This is a genomic window from Neochlamydia sp. TUME1, from assembly GCF_000813645.1.
In the GTDB taxonomy this organism is placed as follows: domain Bacteria; phylum Chlamydiota; class Chlamydiia; order Chlamydiales; family Parachlamydiaceae; genus Neochlamydia.
Map to the genome: position 1 here is coordinate 11,434 of NZ_JRXI01000191.1, position 17,159 is coordinate 28,592.

Annotated in this window: 15 protein-coding genes and 1 pseudogene; 1 reads left to right on the forward strand and 15 read right to left on the reverse strand. The window is 36.3% G+C overall.

Features of this window, described 5'->3' with window-relative positions; all coding sequences use genetic code 11:
• Positions 1-53 precede the first annotated feature (53 nt).
• The 13 genes from DB41_RS08710 to DB41_RS10920 all read right to left on the reverse strand — a co-directional run bounded on the left by DB41_RS08710 (position 54) and on the right by DB41_RS10920 (position 15,532).
• Positions 54-1,232, reverse strand: a complete 1,179-nt coding sequence (locus DB41_RS08710; RefSeq protein ID WP_155117644.1) for a hypothetical protein — start codon at positions 1,230-1,232, stop codon at positions 54-56.
• A complete protein-coding gene (locus DB41_RS08715; RefSeq protein ID WP_039386394.1) occupies positions 1,198-2,655 on the reverse strand; it encodes an MBOAT family protein in 1,458 nt (485 codons plus the stop codon). The genes DB41_RS08710 and DB41_RS08715 overlap by 35 nt, the downstream gene beginning before the upstream one ends.
• A 30-nt stretch (positions 2,656-2,685) precedes the next feature.
• Positions 2,686-4,524: a glycosyltransferase gene (locus tag DB41_RS08720; protein ID WP_155117645.1), complete on the reverse strand. Its 1,839-nt coding sequence runs from the start codon at positions 4,522-4,524 to the stop codon at positions 2,686-2,688.
• Positions 4,514-5,788 (reverse strand): hypothetical protein, encoded by a 1,275-nt coding sequence (locus DB41_RS08725; protein WP_039386398.1) that lies wholly within the window; start codon positions 5,786-5,788, stop codon positions 4,514-4,516. Before DB41_RS08725 ends, DB41_RS08720 begins: the two co-directional genes overlap by 11 nt.
• Before the next feature lie 68 nt (positions 5,789-5,856).
• A complete protein-coding gene (locus DB41_RS08730) occupies positions 5,857-6,804 on the reverse strand; it encodes a glycosyltransferase family 2 protein (RefSeq protein ID WP_052244056.1) in 948 nt (315 codons plus the stop codon).
• The gene (locus DB41_RS08735) at positions 6,788-8,083 is read right to left on the reverse strand and encodes a glycosyltransferase (RefSeq protein WP_080502479.1); all 1,296 of its coding nucleotides are present in this window, start codon (positions 8,081-8,083) and stop codon (positions 6,788-6,790) included. Before DB41_RS08735 ends, DB41_RS08730 begins: the two co-directional genes overlap by 17 nt.
• Positions 8,084-8,902, reverse strand: coding sequence for an ABC transporter ATP-binding protein (locus tag DB41_RS08740; RefSeq protein WP_052244058.1), 819 nt, complete (start codon positions 8,900-8,902; stop codon positions 8,084-8,086).
• The gene (locus DB41_RS08745; RefSeq protein ID WP_052244059.1) at positions 8,903-9,739 is read right to left on the reverse strand and encodes an ABC transporter permease; all 837 of its coding nucleotides are present in this window, start codon (positions 9,737-9,739) and stop codon (positions 8,903-8,905) included.
• A gap of 326 nt (positions 9,740-10,065) precedes the next feature.
• Positions 10,066-10,452 (reverse strand): hypothetical protein, encoded by a 387-nt coding sequence (locus tag DB41_RS08750; RefSeq protein ID WP_039386400.1) that lies wholly within the window; start codon positions 10,450-10,452, stop codon positions 10,066-10,068.
• A gap of 298 nt (positions 10,453-10,750) precedes the next feature.
• On the reverse strand, positions 10,751-11,665 hold the full coding sequence (locus DB41_RS10915; RefSeq protein WP_052244060.1) for an NAD-dependent epimerase/dehydratase family protein: 915 nt from the start codon (positions 11,663-11,665) through the stop codon (positions 10,751-10,753).
• Positions 11,662-13,761, reverse strand: coding sequence for a glycosyltransferase (locus tag DB41_RS08760; RefSeq protein ID WP_039386401.1), 2,100 nt, complete (start codon positions 13,759-13,761; stop codon positions 11,662-11,664). The genes DB41_RS10915 and DB41_RS08760 overlap by 4 nt, the downstream gene beginning before the upstream one ends.
• A gap of 185 nt (positions 13,762-13,946) precedes the next feature.
• The gene (locus DB41_RS08765) at positions 13,947-14,702 is read right to left on the reverse strand and encodes a glycosyltransferase family 92 protein (RefSeq protein WP_238578486.1); all 756 of its coding nucleotides are present in this window, start codon (positions 14,700-14,702) and stop codon (positions 13,947-13,949) included.
• Between the two features lie 89 nt (positions 14,703-14,791).
• A complete protein-coding gene (locus DB41_RS10920) occupies positions 14,792-15,532 on the reverse strand; it encodes a class I SAM-dependent methyltransferase (protein ID WP_052244061.1) in 741 nt (246 codons plus the stop codon).
• Between the two features lie 784 nt (positions 15,533-16,316).
• Here DB41_RS10920 and DB41_RS08775 point away from each other — a divergent pair.
• Positions 16,317-16,598, forward strand: a pseudogene (locus tag DB41_RS08775) (transposase family protein); the annotation flags it as partial.
• 209 nt (positions 16,599-16,807) lie between these two features.
• On the opposite strand, the gene DB41_RS11415 reads toward DB41_RS08775, so the two are convergent.
• The gene (locus DB41_RS11415; RefSeq protein WP_080502480.1) at positions 16,808-16,948 is read right to left on the reverse strand and encodes a leucine-rich repeat domain-containing protein; all 141 of its coding nucleotides are present in this window, start codon (positions 16,946-16,948) and stop codon (positions 16,808-16,810) included.
• Between the two features lie 38 nt (positions 16,949-16,986).
• Positions 16,987-17,139: a leucine-rich repeat domain-containing protein gene (locus DB41_RS13070; RefSeq protein WP_368730555.1), complete on the reverse strand. Its 153-nt coding sequence runs from the start codon at positions 17,137-17,139 to the stop codon at positions 16,987-16,989.
• Positions 17,140-17,159: the final 20 nt, after the last annotated feature.

The window sequence follows — 17,159 nt, forward strand, 5'->3', positions numbered from 1 at the left end:
CCTTTTTAGAACCTATAGCTATAGTTTCTTTAAACGATTAAAGCCGCCCTCTCCTAAATATTCAGTTGATTTTGCAGCCAAATAACCAAGTCAAAATTTTTTTCTATCCAGTCATCTCTTTGCTTACGTATTTTTGTTAGATGTAATTCAACTGTTTGCGGATTTAATAAAAAACCAGCTTCTTGCTCTTGGCAGCCATTTTCTTTCCCATACACACGATCCAGTATAATCTGTCCATACAAAGGGGTAAAGTGAGAGACCTCGAAAAAATGTCTATTAGAGTTACCTACTGATAAATCTTCTTGATTAAAAGCGCAGAAGCCGGAGAAATCGTAGATAGGGTAAATGGCACTTAGCTGGCGTTTCAAATTTTCTAAAGCTTTCCAACAATTACATTGATAAAGCGCTTCCCAATAGTAAACATGGGCTGGACTAAAGACTACTTTCAAATCAATATTGTTTTCCTGACACCTCTGCACAAGCTTTCTAAACATAGTCACTTTTTTATCATCAATTTCATAATTATTGAAGATTAACCTTTTCTCTTCTTTCAAAAATTGCACAGGGTTTTCGACGATTATTGGATTAAGAAGGATAAAATCATTTTCATCAATCTTAACATAATAGCCAGCCACCTCTTCTAGCTTTTTAGGATTTATATTGTGTTTAAAAGTAGACCAACTAAATTTAATAGTTTGTTGTGACAATAAGCACTGGGCCCAGTCGGAAAAAGAGAGAGAAGCCCTTCTCAATCGATCTTCCCTATATTCTGCTACAGGCTCAAGCTGGCTTGCAAATGCAAAAAAGTCTAAACTAAGAAAAACTGCTTTTAGATCAGGTTGGTTATACAAAGCATGTTCAAAGTAGCCAAAGATTTCGTCAAAGCGAGCTCCGGAAAAAGCTGCCTTATAAGCTTGCCCTCCAGCTAATTGAGTATAATAGGTTATTGGAAAACCTGCACGTACACGCGAGGATCCTAACATAATAGCTGTCGGCTTTTTAACTATAATCTTAGCTGCCTTATCAAATCTTTCCTGTGTGCTCTCTAATTTTTTATCATTAAATCCAACAATTATAGGAGGCTTAAAGTAATCAAAAGGGTCTATTAAATAATTAAAAGAGACAATAGATATAAGAGCAATTAGGGTAGCAATGAAAAAAGCAGTAAGAAAAAGATAGTGGTTTTTATCAGGCATATTAGAATTGATAATAAAGAAATTCCGTAACGGCATCCAAATCTATCAGGCAAATAATAAAAATCGCACTCAAGCTTAAGCCTGATAAGATAGGATATTTAATAAAACGTTCTTTCCACCACATGCTATTGGGAAGTAATAAGGTAGCTAACAGACAAGCCAAAATTTTTAGCAAATCGTAGAGGCGTACATTGGAAAAATGAAGCCTTTCAAAAGTCACTCCATAAGCTTTCAAAAAGGCTAAGCTATATTCATATTTTTCAGGAAGGATTACTCCATTATAACCAAACAATCCCTTTAATATCATCCAAGCTCTATGTAAATCAGGAGAGCGGAAGATAACAAAAGCCACTACCACGCAGAAAAAAGTAAAACTCTGTCCTAGAAGAGGTGATAACTTAATATTAAGCTTACGCCATAAATGGTTAATCATAAGAAAAAAACCATGGCAGAGCCCCCACACCACAAAGGTCCAATTAGCCCCGTGCCAGGCCCCACCAAGGAGCATAGTAAGCAACAAATTAGCTAATTTGCGGGTCTCCCCATATCTATTACCTCCTAAAGGTATATATAAATAATCTCTTAAAAAGTTAGAGAGCGAGATATGCCAGCGCCGCCAGAAATCAATTATTGAGGTGGCTTGATAAGGAGAGTTAAAATTAAGCGGTAGTTGAATATTAAAGTAGAGCCCTAGCCCAACAGCCATATCTGAATAGCCAGAGAAATCAAAATAAAGCTCTATAGAATAAGCTAAGGCCCCTATCCAAGCTTGTAAAAAAGGGATTAGAGTTTGATTTTGATCAAAAACCGGGGTGACATATCCATACATGGCATCAGCAATTAGGACTTTTTTGGCTAATCCTATGACGAATAAAAATGTTCCTTGGGCAAAATTGTAACTAGACCATTGATAGTTGGCAGGGTTGTCAAATTGCGTAATCATTTCTTTATGGTGCAATACCGGTCCTGCGATTAAATGAGGAAAAACCGTTACGAATAGGCTGTAAGAGCACCACCCTCCTGGAACGGCCCTCGCTTGATAAACATCTACAAGATAGGCTATTTGAGTAAATGTAAAAAAAGAGATTCCTAGGGGTAGAATGATATCTAATAATTTTATCTCAGAAGATAAAAAATAGTTAGCACTGCTAATAAAAAAATTAAGATATTTAAAATACAGTAAAAGAGCCAGATTGAATGTTAAGCTTAATAGTAGATAAAGCTTTTTTACTTGGCTTGTAGAAGCATTATATATCTGATTGCCTGCTATATAATTAAAAAGAATGGATGCACATAATAAAGGAACAAACCGCACATCCCAGTAAGCATAAAAGATTAAAGAACTGATTAGCAAAAACAGCTGAGCACCTTTCTTAAGGTGAAAATAGCAGCAAACAAAAAATATTGCTACCACTATAGGAAGATAGATAAAGATGAAAAGGTAAGAGTTAAATAACATCTTCGCTCATTTTTATTTTTAATAATCCCTCTAATATTCTGTCTTTTCAAGGTCTTCGAAGTGGATTTTTTCATTCTCCCATAATTTCTGAACAAATCGACGATGCACCCAGGACAAAGTTTCATAGTCCTCTATATTGACTTTTTTACGGGAAATGCTCTCATGATGAACTCCTACTGCAAAGGGAGTATATAAACAGTGCAGCCCTTTTGCACGCACTTTAACTGCTAAAGCAGTGTCACTAAATGCTATAGGGAACCATACTTCGTCAAATCCGTTTACTTCAAGGAAGGTCTTCTTTTTAATCATGCAGCAAGCAGCTGTAACGGCTGCTGATATTTTCAAAAAATTAGTTTTCCTAAGGTGGTGAAATTTTTCTAGCCTCTCTTCATGGTGCCAAGATTTCATAAAAGCTGCTCCTGAGGATTCAATAATCACGCCTCCATGCTGCAATAAGCCATTAGGGTAATTTAAGCGGCAACCGACTAGTCCAATTTCAGGCTGTTCGATCCAACGGCACATCTCTATTAAACCGTCAGCATCTAAGTCTACATCATTGTTAAGAAAAAGGATATTTTCTATATCTTTAGCTATTTTAGTTTCCCTAACCGCCCTATTATTTAAACGTGAATAATTAAAGGGCTCCTCTATTCGAATAACTTCTACCCCCAGTTCCCTCAATTTTTCTGCTATAGAAAAGTCTTGGCTATTATTATCAATGGCAGTCATTTTCACCCGGACATTTTTTTGCTTCATGATATGATTGACAGCAGATAAGGTGAGACGGAAATGATCTTTATAAAGCATGATTACATGCACTTCAGGAATACTAAGGAGCTGAGGGATCGCCCTTACACTTGATTTGGAATAGCCTGGCGTCCAATTCCAGTTTAATTTTTTACTTTTTGAATAATTTTCGAAAGATTTAAGAATATTTCTTAGCGCAGGCAAAGTTGAATAGTGGCTCTCTTGCTTAATTTTATTTTCTTCTCTAATCGCATAAAGAGGCAAAGGTACTTTATGAAACAAAGCCCCGGCTGCTTCTAATCTTAAAGGTAAATCAAAAGTGTGTATTCCTTCACTTTCTTTAAGCAATCCTCCAATTTTTTTCCAAAGATTTTTAGGAATAAGCAAAGTATGTCCTAGATCATCATTAAACACATAGGGAAAACAAGGCCGTTGCGGCTTAAGAGTACGAGTTTTTGGAAGGGGCATACAGTGATGATCGATTTGATATTCATCACAGAATAATACAGTAAACTCCTTTGCAGCCATAAAATTAAGAGTTTGTTCATAGCGATAGAATAGATCAGGCCTCATCCAATCTCCTACCGGCAAAATAAACAAGTAATTGCCCTGAGAGAAGCTAGCTAAAGCATTTATTACCTCACTTTGAGAAAGATTTTTTTCAAAATTAAATACTTTTAAGCTTGCCAATTCGTTAGGAATGGAATGATTGAGTAATTTTTTTATTTCTTTGTCAGACTCTTTGGAAATAGCTAATAAAATTTCTTTATAGGGAGCTGTTATATCTAAAGCCGTCCTAAGTGTTTGCTTAAGATATTTTCTAGAGCATTGAGTCGCATCAATTAAGATAGAGTAATAAAATCTATTATTGTCTGGTAGAAGAGCATGTAATCCTTGAACAGTTTCTTTTAATCTATTCCATTTAAAGGATTGGTTATCCTCAAGCTCTATATTTTCCTCTAAATGTTTAGTAAATTTTTCTATATATAAAAAATGCTGCTTAAAATAAGAGAGTAAATAAGAAAAAAAGCATCTTTTTTGAAAGCCGCGTAATAAATATCTCGCTGAGACACACAAGTATGTAGTACAAATTCTACCCAATCTTTTTACTTTACTCATCATACCAGCTCACAAGGACCCTCTCTTGCTGAGAGAGTGTTTTTAATATATCGCTTACCAATAGAAACATGGAGTAAACAATACCACTTGTTAGGGAAATAAGAAAAGGATTGGTAAACCCAGAGAGAAGCCATACGCCAAAAAGACCTAAAAAAGCCAGCTTTAATCGATTAAAGGGCGGCGCAAATAGTTTGTAAGCAATGATAGCTACCGGAATCATTAAAATAATAAAGCCTAAGATTCCAAATTGCATGAGAAAAGCAATCCATTGAACCTCATAAGAATGGTGCAAATCTCCCCCTCTTACTAACTTTTCCACATATCCTCCAAGACCTTTCCCTAATAAAGGATAAATATCAAGCTCTTCCATTAAGGCGTTAATCTGATCTACGCGCACTTGATCAGACATCTGGTTATCATGGCTAAAAAAGCGCTCATAAATAAGAATTTGTACTTTTTCTATTCCTATCCAACTTAACCCTAAAATAGCGACTAGCGTGGTTAAAATCGCCATTCTGAAAAATCCTTTAAAGTTTAAGGTAAAGGCATATAAGATTATACTTATTCCCACCACCCCGTAGAGGAAACGTGAGAAACTAAGAAAGATTGCAGGCAAAGTAATTAGCAGAAATAGCCATTTAAAGTTTTTGCTTAATCCTAAGTTTAATCGATTACCTTGTAATACGAAAAGCAGTAAAAAAGGCGTGATAATATCTACTGAGGTTTGCAAGCGGGATAAGTTACCTTGAAGCATGGCCATGCTCATATAACGAACCCCTAAAAGGTCTAATAAATGAAACATGTCTATAATTTTCAAAAGGTGGAGAACGACTACTGTCACTTTAATTGTCGAGTAGGCAAAATTAGAGTAGATAATCACTTTTAGAATTTTTTCCTTAGTCGTTAAATCTTCGTGCACCAGATTCAAAGTCATGATGACAGTAGCAATAGTGATAGAGAAAATTTTAAATTGATCGAAGCCGCTATTTAACCATTCATTTTTATGCCAATGGCCAATAAACATCCAAATCAACAAAAAACTTAAGGAAATGCAAGCAAAACAGATGAGGCGAAGTTGATGCATTGTCAAACGCACTCTAAAAAAGCTATAAAAAATCATTAGACAAAAACACCCAAGAAACAACCCACTTTTAGGGGTCATCATTCCATGGTTACCGTCGGAAGGGAACGTTAAGCCTATGACGAGCATGGCAAAATAGGGCCATACCCAAAAAGAAAATTTTAATAAATTGGCATTTGCTAGCATACCTACTCTTTATAAGCATGGTTTATTGTTGATAGGTAATTTTAAGGGTAAGGAGCTGTTTTTTCCTATCACCCTAAGAAAAAATCTGCTAGGTTTCGCACCCATCCCTGCTTAAAAAACCCATGACAGTAAATTGTTTTTTTTCTCTTCATCCAAGGAAGATGAGCAAGCATTAAGAAATCTTTTAGGATCTTTTGCTGCGAGAGGCTTAGTAGCTCCTGATAGCGGTGAAAAAAAATAAAAGCCTGTTGAAATTTTTTTTCATCGGTCTGGCGCCACTTATGCAATTTTTTCTTTATATTACAAAAATTAAAAAATTTCTGAGCACCTAATGTATTTGTGGAATGTTGCCTATAGTAGAGAGTAGCCTCATTAATGACCCCTATTTGGCCGAAGGCCGAGGCGATTAAAGCTAACCACCAATCATGCATAAAAGCTTCATGGGGGATGGGCCTGGCCAGTTCGTTCATGAGACGATTGATCATTATTGTGCACCCGGTCACTACATTTTGCGTCAGTAGTCTATTTAAGCTAGAAGAATGAGGGGGGTTAAGATAAGTATAATGCCAAAAAGAGGGGTCTAGCAGATTTAAACTTTCATCTACCACGGTTAGGTCGCTATGGACAAGCAAAGGAAGTTCCCCATACTTGTTTTCCATGGCTATCATGCAAGAAAGAGATTTTTCAACTTTATTAGGCTTCCATACATCATCCTGGTCAGAAAACATCAGATAAGAAGAGGTCGAAGCTTGCATCAGCTGGGAAAAATTAGCTTTTACTCCTTGACGCTCTCTACCTTGGAAAAAGGTTATCCTATCAGGAAACTTAGAAAGAAAGCTTTCAATAATTAAGGGGGTATTATCTATGGAAGCATCATCTCTAATTAAAAGATGAATATCAGGATGAGTTTGCTTTAACAAAGACTCTATTTGCTCTGCTAAATACCTTTCCCCATTATAAGTGGCCAGAAGGATATCAACCTTCCGAGGGTTAGAAAAGCTAAGTTTTGATTCCATTATTCCGCCTTATCCACCATCTTTCCACTAAAGTCCACGGATGGCATTTTTGAAACTGATAATACAATATTTGGGCAAGATCATAAGCAAAATAATTTTTAAGGGGATTATTTATTAAATGCTCAATAATTTCTTCAAGAGGAGCGACTGCTTTTTCCCATACAAGCTGCTCCCTTAGTTCTTTAAGATTGCTTTTTATTCTTAGCGTTTCAGCTGAATCATCTATTAGCTGGCTTATCGCTAAAACTAAAGCCCGAACATCTTGTGCAGGTACAACTTTGCCAATTTTATTTTTCAAGACGAGTTCTGCAAAGACATCCCCCTCAGTAGTAATAAGGGGCAAGCCTGCCCAAATATAATCTAAGAGCCTGGTGCGAAAAGAATATTGAGTTTCCAGATGCTCAAAATGTGTGGATACCCCAATATCTGCATCCAAAAGAAAATTTTCCCGTTCTTCATAAGGTATCCACTGTTCATTAAAGAAAACAAACTGATCTTTAATTTTTAAGTCTTCCGCTAGCTTAATTGCTTTATTGGCCATACTCATGATAGGAATGCTGGCGTTAGGATGTCTGATTCCCATAAAAACCAGCTTTATATCGCTTCTTTGCTTAGAAAGCTCCTTAACTGCACGAATAAGAGTCAAAGGATCAAACCAGTTCCAAATACCTCCCCCCCATAAGAGAAGCTTATCGGAAGCTTTAATATTAAATTTTTCGCGAAAACCGCTTTTAGATTGAATAGCAGGACGGGAAGGAATCCCAAAAGGGGCGATACCTACTCGTTTATGTAACGTTTCATCTTGATCATAAATGGTAGGAGAAATTTTTTTTAAACTTAATAAAGAGCCCATCCAAAGATCTCTTTGCCGATGATTGGCGCAAATTACGGCATCAGCCATGCGTAGATTGAAATTAATGGTATGAATAATCGCACGATTAAGATGTTTTCTTACTTTAAGTGCTGAGGGCTTAAAAATTTCTAAATGCTCTAAGGGTTCAGGGTCGTAGGCATCATAGATAAGAGGAATTTTATAACGCTTAGCATGGAAGGCAAGGCTCGGGTCAATAGTTTGAGTGATGATAACATCTATCTTTTTAAACTTGATCGGACCTGTGCTTATCGTAAAGGTGGTGGAGATTTGATCAGTTTGATTAGGAACACGTAAAGTCACTTGATGGCTTTTAGCAAGTGCATGCGCAAATTCCCAATAACGGATGGCAGGGCCCGCCATCGACTTTCCCAAGGTATCTAAACAATTTAAAAGTATTCTTACCATTTAACTCGTCAGGTTTTCTTGAATTTTTTGCTCATAGGCTTTTATACATTTTTCTATAGAGCCGACCTCAATCTGGCGTCCATTCTCTAAGTAAATTCCTTTATTACAGATTTCTAATAAAGAATGGGTATTATGGCTGACAAAGATGATCGTTCTGCCACTCAACGCCAGCTCACGCATTTTTTTTATACATTTAGCTTGAAAAGGGGCATCGCCTACAGCTAATACTTCATCTAGGACCAGCACCTGAGGATCTAAGTAAGCGGCGATGGAAAATCCTAAGCGCGTGTACATCCCACTCGAATAGCGCTTGACGGGCGTGTCTAAAAATTTTTCAATCTCTGCAAATTCTACAATCTCATCAAATTTTCGAGCAATTTCACGTTTGCTCATTCCTAATATAGCCCCATTTAAAAAGACATTTTCTCTTCCTGTTAGTTCAGGATGAAAGCCTGTGCCTACTTCCAATAGGCTGGATATCTTTCCTCGAAGAAAAATTTCACCATCTGAAGGCATGATGATGCGTGATAGCAACTTGAGCAAGGTAGACTTTCCTGCCCCATTGCGGCCAATAATTCCAAATCGGTCTCCTTCTTCTATGGCTAGTGAAATGTCTTTTAAGGCCCAAAATTCTTCTGTTTGCTTTTCTTCGGCAGCTGCTGCTGCTCGGCGTATATGGCCCCCCATTCTCTTCCAAAAGCGACGTCCGTGCATAGCCAATGTCTCTACAAGAGTCGTTTGCCCTAGGGGGGGTTGATCATGAAATATCGTATACTTTTTCGAAACGTTTTTTACTTCAACGATATTTAAACTACCCATTTACAACCTATCTACAAAAGAGCGTTCCATTTTACGAAAATAAAGAAAACCGGTAATTACTAAAACAAGCGTAACAACAGTAGAAGTAGCGATGGAATAAACCAAATGAGGGTAGGTAAAACCAAAAAGAGCCCACCTAAATCCATCGATGATTCCTACCGCAGGATTCAAGCAGTATAGCCAGATCCATTGGCTAGAAATCTCGCTACTGCTGTAGCCTACAGGAGAGATAAACATGCCAATTTGAACAACAAAAGGAATTAAAAACCTACAATCTTTAAATTTTACTGTCAAAGCGGAAAGCCAAAGAGATCCTCCCTCACTTAATAGTAGGGCCAGCATAATAAAGATAGGTAAACCCATCAGTGTGGCAAAATTCAAAGGCTGAACAATAAAACAAAAAAAGAACAACAAAATCATGCCTATGAGAAAGTCTGCAAAATGTACAGCAATTTGTGCAGTAGGGATGATAATACGAGGAAAGTAAATTTTAGAGATTAAATTGGCATGATGGAGAATGCTCGTTGAGCCTTCCACAATAGCATTAGAACATAATTGCCAAGGAAGCAAACCGGCTAAAACAAAAGAAGCGTAGTTAATATTTCCCGAAGAAAGATGAGCGATTTGCCCAAACACCAGCGCAAAAATTCCCATATTGATGAGAGGGCGGATGACTGCCCAGGCTATTCCAAAAAAAGCTTCCTTGTAACGCACTAAGATATCGCGCCATGCAAAAAAATATAAAAGTTCCCGATAGTCGATTAAATCTTTAAGATATTGGGTTTGTCTTATATGGGGATTTATTCTCAGTAAAAAAGGCTTCGTAGGCTTGTTCATAAATCAAAACGACAATATTAAAAGGCATGAAAAGGCTATTTTAGACGCTTCGCTTGTTTTAATACAGTACTTTTAACAAGATCCTCTCCCCTATTATCTCCCTCTAATTCTTTGGAACTTACCTTCCGGGATCTTTGAAATCCTAGGGTGGTGGCCTGGAATGGTAGCCTGCTAAGCTGCTCCGATGTTAAGGAGTAGCCTTATAAGCAACTGTGTTTACATAGGTTGCTTTAAAAAGTTTTATCCTCGCCATCTTTTTAGCAAGGATAAAAATTTCTTATGTTGAAAGACTAGCCTTATTTATTATCTAACCCTCAAGTAAGTTTTCAGTACTTGTACCTTCCCCAAGTTTTTAAATAATTTAAAACGCTATCAAACATAGGAAAAAAATCTTCAAGTGACTGATCATGAAAATTTCTAGGATTATCGGAAACAGTGCAAATATTTTTCTTCTCAAATTTTTTTCTAGTGATTTTTTCCACGTTTTTTGGAAGATTAACGCTTATCGAAGCAAATTCACTGTTTTTTTGATAATGATCTTCTATTTTTTTTAAAAGGGACTTAACAAAATGATTAATAAGAATCTCTTTTTCTGTAGGGGAAATAGTTAAACTAATATCATAGCCGCACTCGCGCGCCGCAGCTTGAAGCGCTTCTTTTTCAAAAGCAGGTTTAATAAAGTCTTGCTTTATTTCTCTCATGATTGGATTCATCATTTACCCTTATTTTACTCGTTAGCCCTTTATTATTTACCAATATGAATATAGGTCTTTCTTAAAAATAAATAAAGTCATAAGAAAAAATTTACTATTGCAAAATTTTTCTAACATTCGGCTATATTTTGCTTCGATGCCTGTGCTGCTTGTCTCATTAAAGAAATTATATTTATTTAATTTAATAAATTTTTTCAATGAAACGGTAGGGAGGAGTTGTTTTAAAAGCCTCTAAAGAATATATAAGCATCCTCTCAGGGGTAAGCAGAGATATGGATTAGAGCGCATGCAATAGGTTTTAAAATAAAGCCAGTGCTGAATGAATACTTGCCCACATTTTCTCTAAGCCTTCTTTTAACTCTATTTTTGGGTGCCAGTTAAGAGTTTGGCTAATTAGCTTTGGAGATAAAACGCTAAAAGTAGGCTTACAGCTATCATTGAGTAAGTTGACATTAATTTTTCTTTTAGAGATTGCTTCTATGGTGTCTAAAACTTCTTTTAAAGAAGTTCCTTGGCCGGAGCCCACATTAAAGACTTGCACTAAAGCTTTTTCAGGAGGATTTTTAATGATTAAATGAAAAGCATGGGAAAGATCATCTAGATGGATGTAATCCCTTATGCTATAAAGAGAATCAATAATATTTAAGGTAGAGTTATCTATTAATTTGGAAAAAATGACCCCAATAAGTCCATTTGTGCGCGTAGAAGGAAGAAGGGCACCATAAGGGTTACTTATCCGCAATACAGTCCCCCGAATTCCATATTTTCTGCAAAATAAAGCTAAATAATTTTCTACCGCTAGTTTATTAATACTATAGCTGCTCCAAGGATGGGGAGGATCCGACTCCTGATGGGAAACTAAAGAGCTTTTTTGATACATATTTCCTCCACTACTTGCAAAAATAATATGACCTTGAGGATTAGCTTGGGCATAGGCCTCAAAAAGGGTAAGAGAAGATAAAAGATTATGAGAAATATCAGAAAAAATATCTTCATCGGAGGTCCATGGATTGTTCACCCAAGCTAAATGGATCAACACGTCGGCCTGCTGGACAAAATTATTGATATCTACAGGATTGTTTAGATTTCCTATAAACTGCTGTTGAGAAGGGATGGTAGAGATAGGTTGACGAACAAGGCGTTTATGAGGGAAAGGAAGAGAATTACAAAGGTGATTTCCTATAAAACCTGTACTGCCCGTAATTGCGATCATAGGCGCTCATTTAAAATAGTTGATTTTATAAGACATTCATTGAATGATTTGCTTTTTAACGATATTTCTTCTTTAATTTTTGAGATAGTTATTTCTAATGAAAATTTCTCATTAAAGGTTTTCTGGGCATTGACCGCTAATTGGCGTGTTCGCAAAGGATGATTAATAGCCTCCACTAAAGCCTTTTCTAAAGCTTGAGCACTAAAAGAGCGACATAAATAGCCGGAATAATTATGCACAATAGCTTCCGAACACCCATTCACATCGGTAGAAATAATAGGAACACCTAAAGACATGGCCTGCAAAAGAGATAAGGGCAAACACTCTAATACAGAAGATTGGATAAATAGGTCTGCCTCATGGTAAAAGAAATCCAATTGATGGATATCGATACAAGAAATAAGATGAATGCGTTCTTGCAGATTAGCGCTAAGAATCTTTAAAATGATGTCTTGATTATAACTATCTAAAGAGTCGGGTAAACCTACTAGGGTCAGACTCACATCCTCAGGGATTAACCCTTTTTTTATACAGGCAATAAAGGCATCCACAAGTAAATGAAAACCTTTCCTAGGAGTGCTAAACCCTATAGAAAGAAGGTTCTTGATAGGCTTATGAGAAGCTAACGGTAAACATCCTCCTTTTAATCCACTCCAATATAATACTTTTCCTGAGACATTTAGGATGCTGTTCCAAATATTCTTCGTGCTTTCCGATCCGAACCAAAAATTGAATCTTTTTTTATAACTTACCCTCTTTAATAAGTAAAAAGCTAGGTTGGTTTTAAGATAAATAGTAGGAGAAAAGGATTCATGGATATACCAGTAAATCTTTTTAAAAGGAGCAAACAGCAAAAGGGGTAGCACAAGAGCAGAGCTGGCTGCACTGTTAACAATAACAGTGGAGGAAGCCCTTAGGTTTAAATAAAGAGTGACCCAAATGAGTGCCCATAGACGCTTCCATTTTCCGATAGGTTCATCCCACTTTAAGCCGCCTGCAGGAATTATATAAAGAGGAATCTTTAATTTTTCATATTCATTTTTCAAAGAACCTTCGTGCATGGAGATGACAGAAACTTTGTAGCCTTGGCCTTTAAGAGAGATAGCAAGATCTAACACTAGCTTAGATCCTCCTCCTCCCGGCGCTAAATCGTGTGTAATAAGGGTGAACTTCTCAAATTTTCTACTATAATGAGAAAAATTATTGTTGAAATCTACCGAAGAGCTATCAAATTTGGTAATCTTGGGCGTACAGATAAACCGAGCCAAAATGCTTCCCAAATTTATCGCATTTTTGGCTTTGAGAAATGCTTTAGATCCTTCATAAGGAGAAGGAGCATTTTTATTTAAAGGAGCAGAACGAGTGACCGTCACAAAATAATTGAGATAAATCTCTTCACGCTCCTTTTGGCTAAGCCTGATCTCTTCCTGGGAAGCTTTCTCCTCTATATAGCGAGAGCAATAAAGATTTTCACTTAAAAAGCTAATCTCATAATTTATAAGAGAGCGAACAATATAATCCAAACTGCCTTGATATTTATACTCTCTATAAGCACCTACGCTTGTGTGAAGCTCTTGTGAAAAAAACATATTACCGTAGGTCATGGCAAGATTAAAAGTCATAAAAGCTTCTTCAATATGTTCAAGTTGGATAACTTCAAACATTTTTTCTTCATAGATTCTTTTTTGAGAAGCATCAAAGCAATGTCGCCGGCTATCTTGATCTACTAAATCTACGCGTGTAAAGATAAAATGCATTTGAGAAGCGATAGCTTTGTCTACCAGCCTTTTTATCCTATTAGGCGCAAAATAGTCTTGAGGAGAGAGAAAAGTTAAATAATCTCCTTGAGCAATTCCTAAACCTCTGTTGATAGCTTCAGCAAGAGTTTGAAAATTTTCTTGAAGGTAAATGCATTTATATTTTGTAGATTTTATAAAATCTTGAATGATAGAAGAGGAAGGAAGAGTAAAATGGCTGTCTAAAAGAATAACTTCCAGAGAAGTATATGTCTGTGCAGCTACTGAGATTAAGGCAGCCTCTAAATAGTCGTAAGGGCCGCAAATAGGAATGATTAAAGACACCAAAGGAGTTTTCATAGAGTAAATTTTATTTAAACTTTACAGTGTACTATTACGGACAAGCACCTGTTTTATCAGCTTGCCACGTTCGTGTCAACCGGTGGCACTATTTCCCCTATATTCTTACGAATAATTTTTAAATGCTTTTTCCTATTAACATTGCTTAGAGAGTTATCTAGCCCTTCTTGATGCTGATCCATTCATTAGTCATAATTATTAAAATTTTTAATTAAATCATCATGCTCTAGATTATATCCTTTTTCTATCTCTAGCACAGATTCTATAGGCTGGCCCCACTTTAGCCGGCGAGCAAGCTTAGTGTTAATTAAAAAGCTTTTATCCCGGCACCAATAATGATTAATTCTAAAAATGTTAACACTGTTTTTCGCTGTAAAAGCACCAAGGACAAGCTCTTTGTTTTCATTCACGGCAAATTTATTAGTAGAGTAGATAAAACTATGAGGATTCATGATATCTACCACATAGGCAGGCTTAACAATAGATTTAACATGCAAATCACCATCTACTGCTCCTCTACGCACTAATAGATCGGTCAATTTTTGCCCTTCAGGAATGTAGTCTACGTTACTTGTTCCATACATTACCCAATTGGCTACCACGCCAGCAAATTCTTCATAATTCCTTAAAGCTTTTCTCAAATTTTTGTAAGGCAGTGTAAAAAGAAATTCATCAGTATCAATGATGGCGCACCATTTAGATTCCTTGGTGATTTTTTTCAAGCAGTGCATGTAAGCTTGAGTTTGAATGCTATTCCACTCGATAACGTTTTGGCTACCATAATTCCATTCTATTACCTCAATAAATCCTTCCCTTTCATATTGATCTAGATAAGGTTTCCATACGTTGACAGGTCCATTATTATATAAATAAAAATGTTGGACACCTTGATGCTTATGAAATTCGATCCATTCAGGCATATAAGGAAGATCATCTTCCATAAAAATGGCACAACTTGATAATTCATATTTATAGCCGGCATTTAGGGTCTGTAAGATTAAGAGCCACCCAAAGAAGATTAAAAAACGCCTCATAAGTTTCTGATTTCCTCGCCTTTTCTTACTACTACTGTAAATCCATTGCCTACTTTGTCATCGATGTCTTGGACAGCTACTACCTCCCAGCCATAATGCTTGCATATATCTAGCATGTCTTGAGTAACCCAAACTGACCAATGATGATGATCATCATCTTCAGGAGCAGTTAAATGTTCATGACGATAGATAATTTCCTCTAAAGAAGTACGTGGTCTATTTTTATCAAAAGTCCGCTCTTTATGAGGAATAATCATATAGACATATCCTCCCGGCTTTACGACGCGCAGCCATTCCTTGATAGCTTTTATAGGATCAAAAAAATGCTCAATGACATGAGAATTGATCACAAAGTCAAATGCATTATCCTTAAAAGGGAGATTATCTCCGCTTGCCACTATATCAACTTTCAAGGCATGCCCTGCTGTCTTTTCCTCTGCTCTTTTGAAAGGTGTGGAAAGCTCGTCACAATAATCGACATTAAGAGTTTTCAATCCAAAAGGGTTATGGGCAGAACCTCCAATTTCAATTCCTCTTAGCCCATCTAGTAATTTGTGAGCTAAAGCGCTTTCTTGAAAAGCATTTCTACTATGAAAGGTATGATTGAATCCACCAGCTCTCACACTTTCTTTAGAAGGAAGAACAAGTAAGGATCGAATGGTGTTTGATCTGAGGCCTACAAAAAAAGTAAACCAACAGACAGCCACTAAAAATACTATCCATTTCACATGCTGCATGATTATTTCCTTTATGGGCACAAGTTATAAGGGTTAAAACACTTTATATTTTCTATAAAAAACTTGTCTACTGGATTTCTTAAGTTTAAAACCTCTACATTCTTGGCAGGATAAAAAAATTTATAAATATTTAAGAGACGGGTGTTTTTGATTTGCTGAAAAGTTGTGCTTATTTATATTTTCAAGTTTTAACTTTTGTCAGCTATAGCATTTGGCTAGGCTCTAACCATCGAGGATTTTACCTTCTTTAGTTGTACCTCATAAAAACACAAAAAGAAGGCTTCTTAAAGGGAAGAGCTGTACTCCTACTTGGTACCCTATCGCTTTAAGCATTATTAGGTAACGTAAAAGCAAGCCTTAGAACATCTCTGGAAGGGAATTTAGCAAGCTATAAAAAATTGACTATTAAAAGTTTTAAGATGCTTGGCATATTAAAGCTTAAATATCTAGTCCTTTAGAGTAATGACTAGTAAAAAAAGTAACAATAGCTCTATTACAAAAATCTTTTGAAGGATTTTTTATAACTTTTACACCTTATAAGTTCAATAGTTGGTAATAAACACACCTGCCAGGATATTTTAACAAAATCAAAGAAAATAGAATAATTTAACGATTCCCTCTTTCATCTTAGGGAAGCCTCTTTTTTTCATGCTAGCTTTTCACAAGTTTACCGGCTAACTTGTTACGTTAAAAAAGAAAGTAAGCTTAGGTATATGTTTGAAAGTAAGCCGTCACGGGGTATCAATTATTTCCTGATAAATAAAGTAATTTGTAGAGTTTATATTTGCTTAATCATATATTAACCTCTTTCGAAATCCGACGATTGACAGGGGTCAAGCGTACCACCTTTGATAAAATGGTGCAAATTTTACAGCAAGCCGATAAAGCCAAGAAGATTAAAGGTGGGCGTAAATATAAACTAAGTCTAGAAGACATGTTGTTGATGGCCTTGGAATATATGCGCGAATATAGGACCTATTTTCATATTAGCCAAAGCTATGGAGTTAGTGAAAGCTCAGCTTATAAAGCGGTGAAATGGATTGAAGATACGTTAATCAAGCATCCAGAAGAAACAGGTAAGATTATAGCAGGATATTTTACAATGCGCGACTTTATGAGCAGCACTTATCAAAGTAATATTATTAGGATTTGATGGTTTGCATAGGTTATGCGGAGCTTGATCTGACTATTTTTATGAAACTCTTTTTGTTTTCCATCTATTGCCCATTTTTATAGAAATAGTTACTTCTAAGTACTCTTGTAGGATACCATTCCTTATAAGAACCGCTGCCTTATTTTCTCGGCGATATCTTTCAAAGGATTTTCTGCTAATTCAAGCTGATACAGCTCAGACAGCTGCCCAACTTCCACAGGCAGGCTGGTGAGCTGGTTTTGGCTTAAGTAAAGCCGTGTCAGCTCAGCTCACCCCAATTTAAAAAGCACTTACAACCATTCTACAATTGAAAACGCTGCCTTATTTTTTCTGGAATATCTTTCAAAGGATTTTCCGCTAATTCAAGCTCGATAAGCTGAGACAGCTGCCCAATTTCTGCAGGCAGAGCGGTGAGCTGGTTTTGATTTAAGTAAAGCCGTGTCAGCTGAGACAATTGACCTATTTCTGCAGGCA

Bases quoted from the DNA above. Each gene is read 5' to 3' on its own strand.
- DB41_RS08710 (WP_155117644.1), bottom strand. From the start codon at position 1,232: ATGCCGTTACGGAATTTCTTTATTATCAATTCTAATATGCCTGATAAA.
- DB41_RS08715 (WP_039386394.1), bottom strand. From the start codon at position 2,655: ATGTTATTTAACTCTTACCTTTTCATCTTTATCTATCTTCCTATAGTG.
- DB41_RS08720 (WP_155117645.1), bottom strand. From the start codon at position 4,524: ATGATGAGTAAAGTAAAAAGATTGGGTAGAATTTGTACTACATACTTG.
- DB41_RS08725 (WP_039386398.1), bottom strand. From the start codon at position 5,788: ATGCTAGCAAATGCCAATTTATTAAAATTTTCTTTTTGGGTATGGCCC.
- DB41_RS08730 (WP_052244056.1), bottom strand. From the start codon at position 6,804: ATGGAATCAAAACTTAGCTTTTCTAACCCTCGGAAGGTTGATATCCTT.
- DB41_RS08735 (WP_080502479.1), bottom strand. From the start codon at position 8,083: ATGGTAAGAATACTTTTAAATTGTTTAGATACCTTGGGAAAGTCGATG.
- DB41_RS08740 (WP_052244058.1), bottom strand. From the start codon at position 8,902: ATGGGTAGTTTAAATATCGTTGAAGTAAAAAACGTTTCGAAAAAGTAT.
- DB41_RS08745 (WP_052244059.1), bottom strand. From the start codon at position 9,739: ATGAACAAGCCTACGAAGCCTTTTTTACTGAGAATAAATCCCCATATA.
- DB41_RS08750 (WP_039386400.1), bottom strand. From the start codon at position 10,452: ATGAATCCAATCATGAGAGAAATAAAGCAAGACTTTATTAAACCTGCT.
- DB41_RS10915 (WP_052244060.1), bottom strand. From the start codon at position 11,665: ATGATCGCAATTACGGGCAGTACAGGTTTTATAGGAAATCACCTTTGT.
- DB41_RS08760 (WP_039386401.1), bottom strand. From the start codon at position 13,761: ATGAAAACTCCTTTGGTGTCTTTAATCATTCCTATTTGCGGCCCTTAC.
- DB41_RS08765 (WP_238578486.1), bottom strand. From the start codon at position 14,702: ATGGAAGATGATCTTCCTTATATGCCTGAATGGATCGAATTTCATAAG.
- DB41_RS10920 (WP_052244061.1), bottom strand. From the start codon at position 15,532: ATGCAGCATGTGAAATGGATAGTATTTTTAGTGGCTGTCTGTTGGTTT.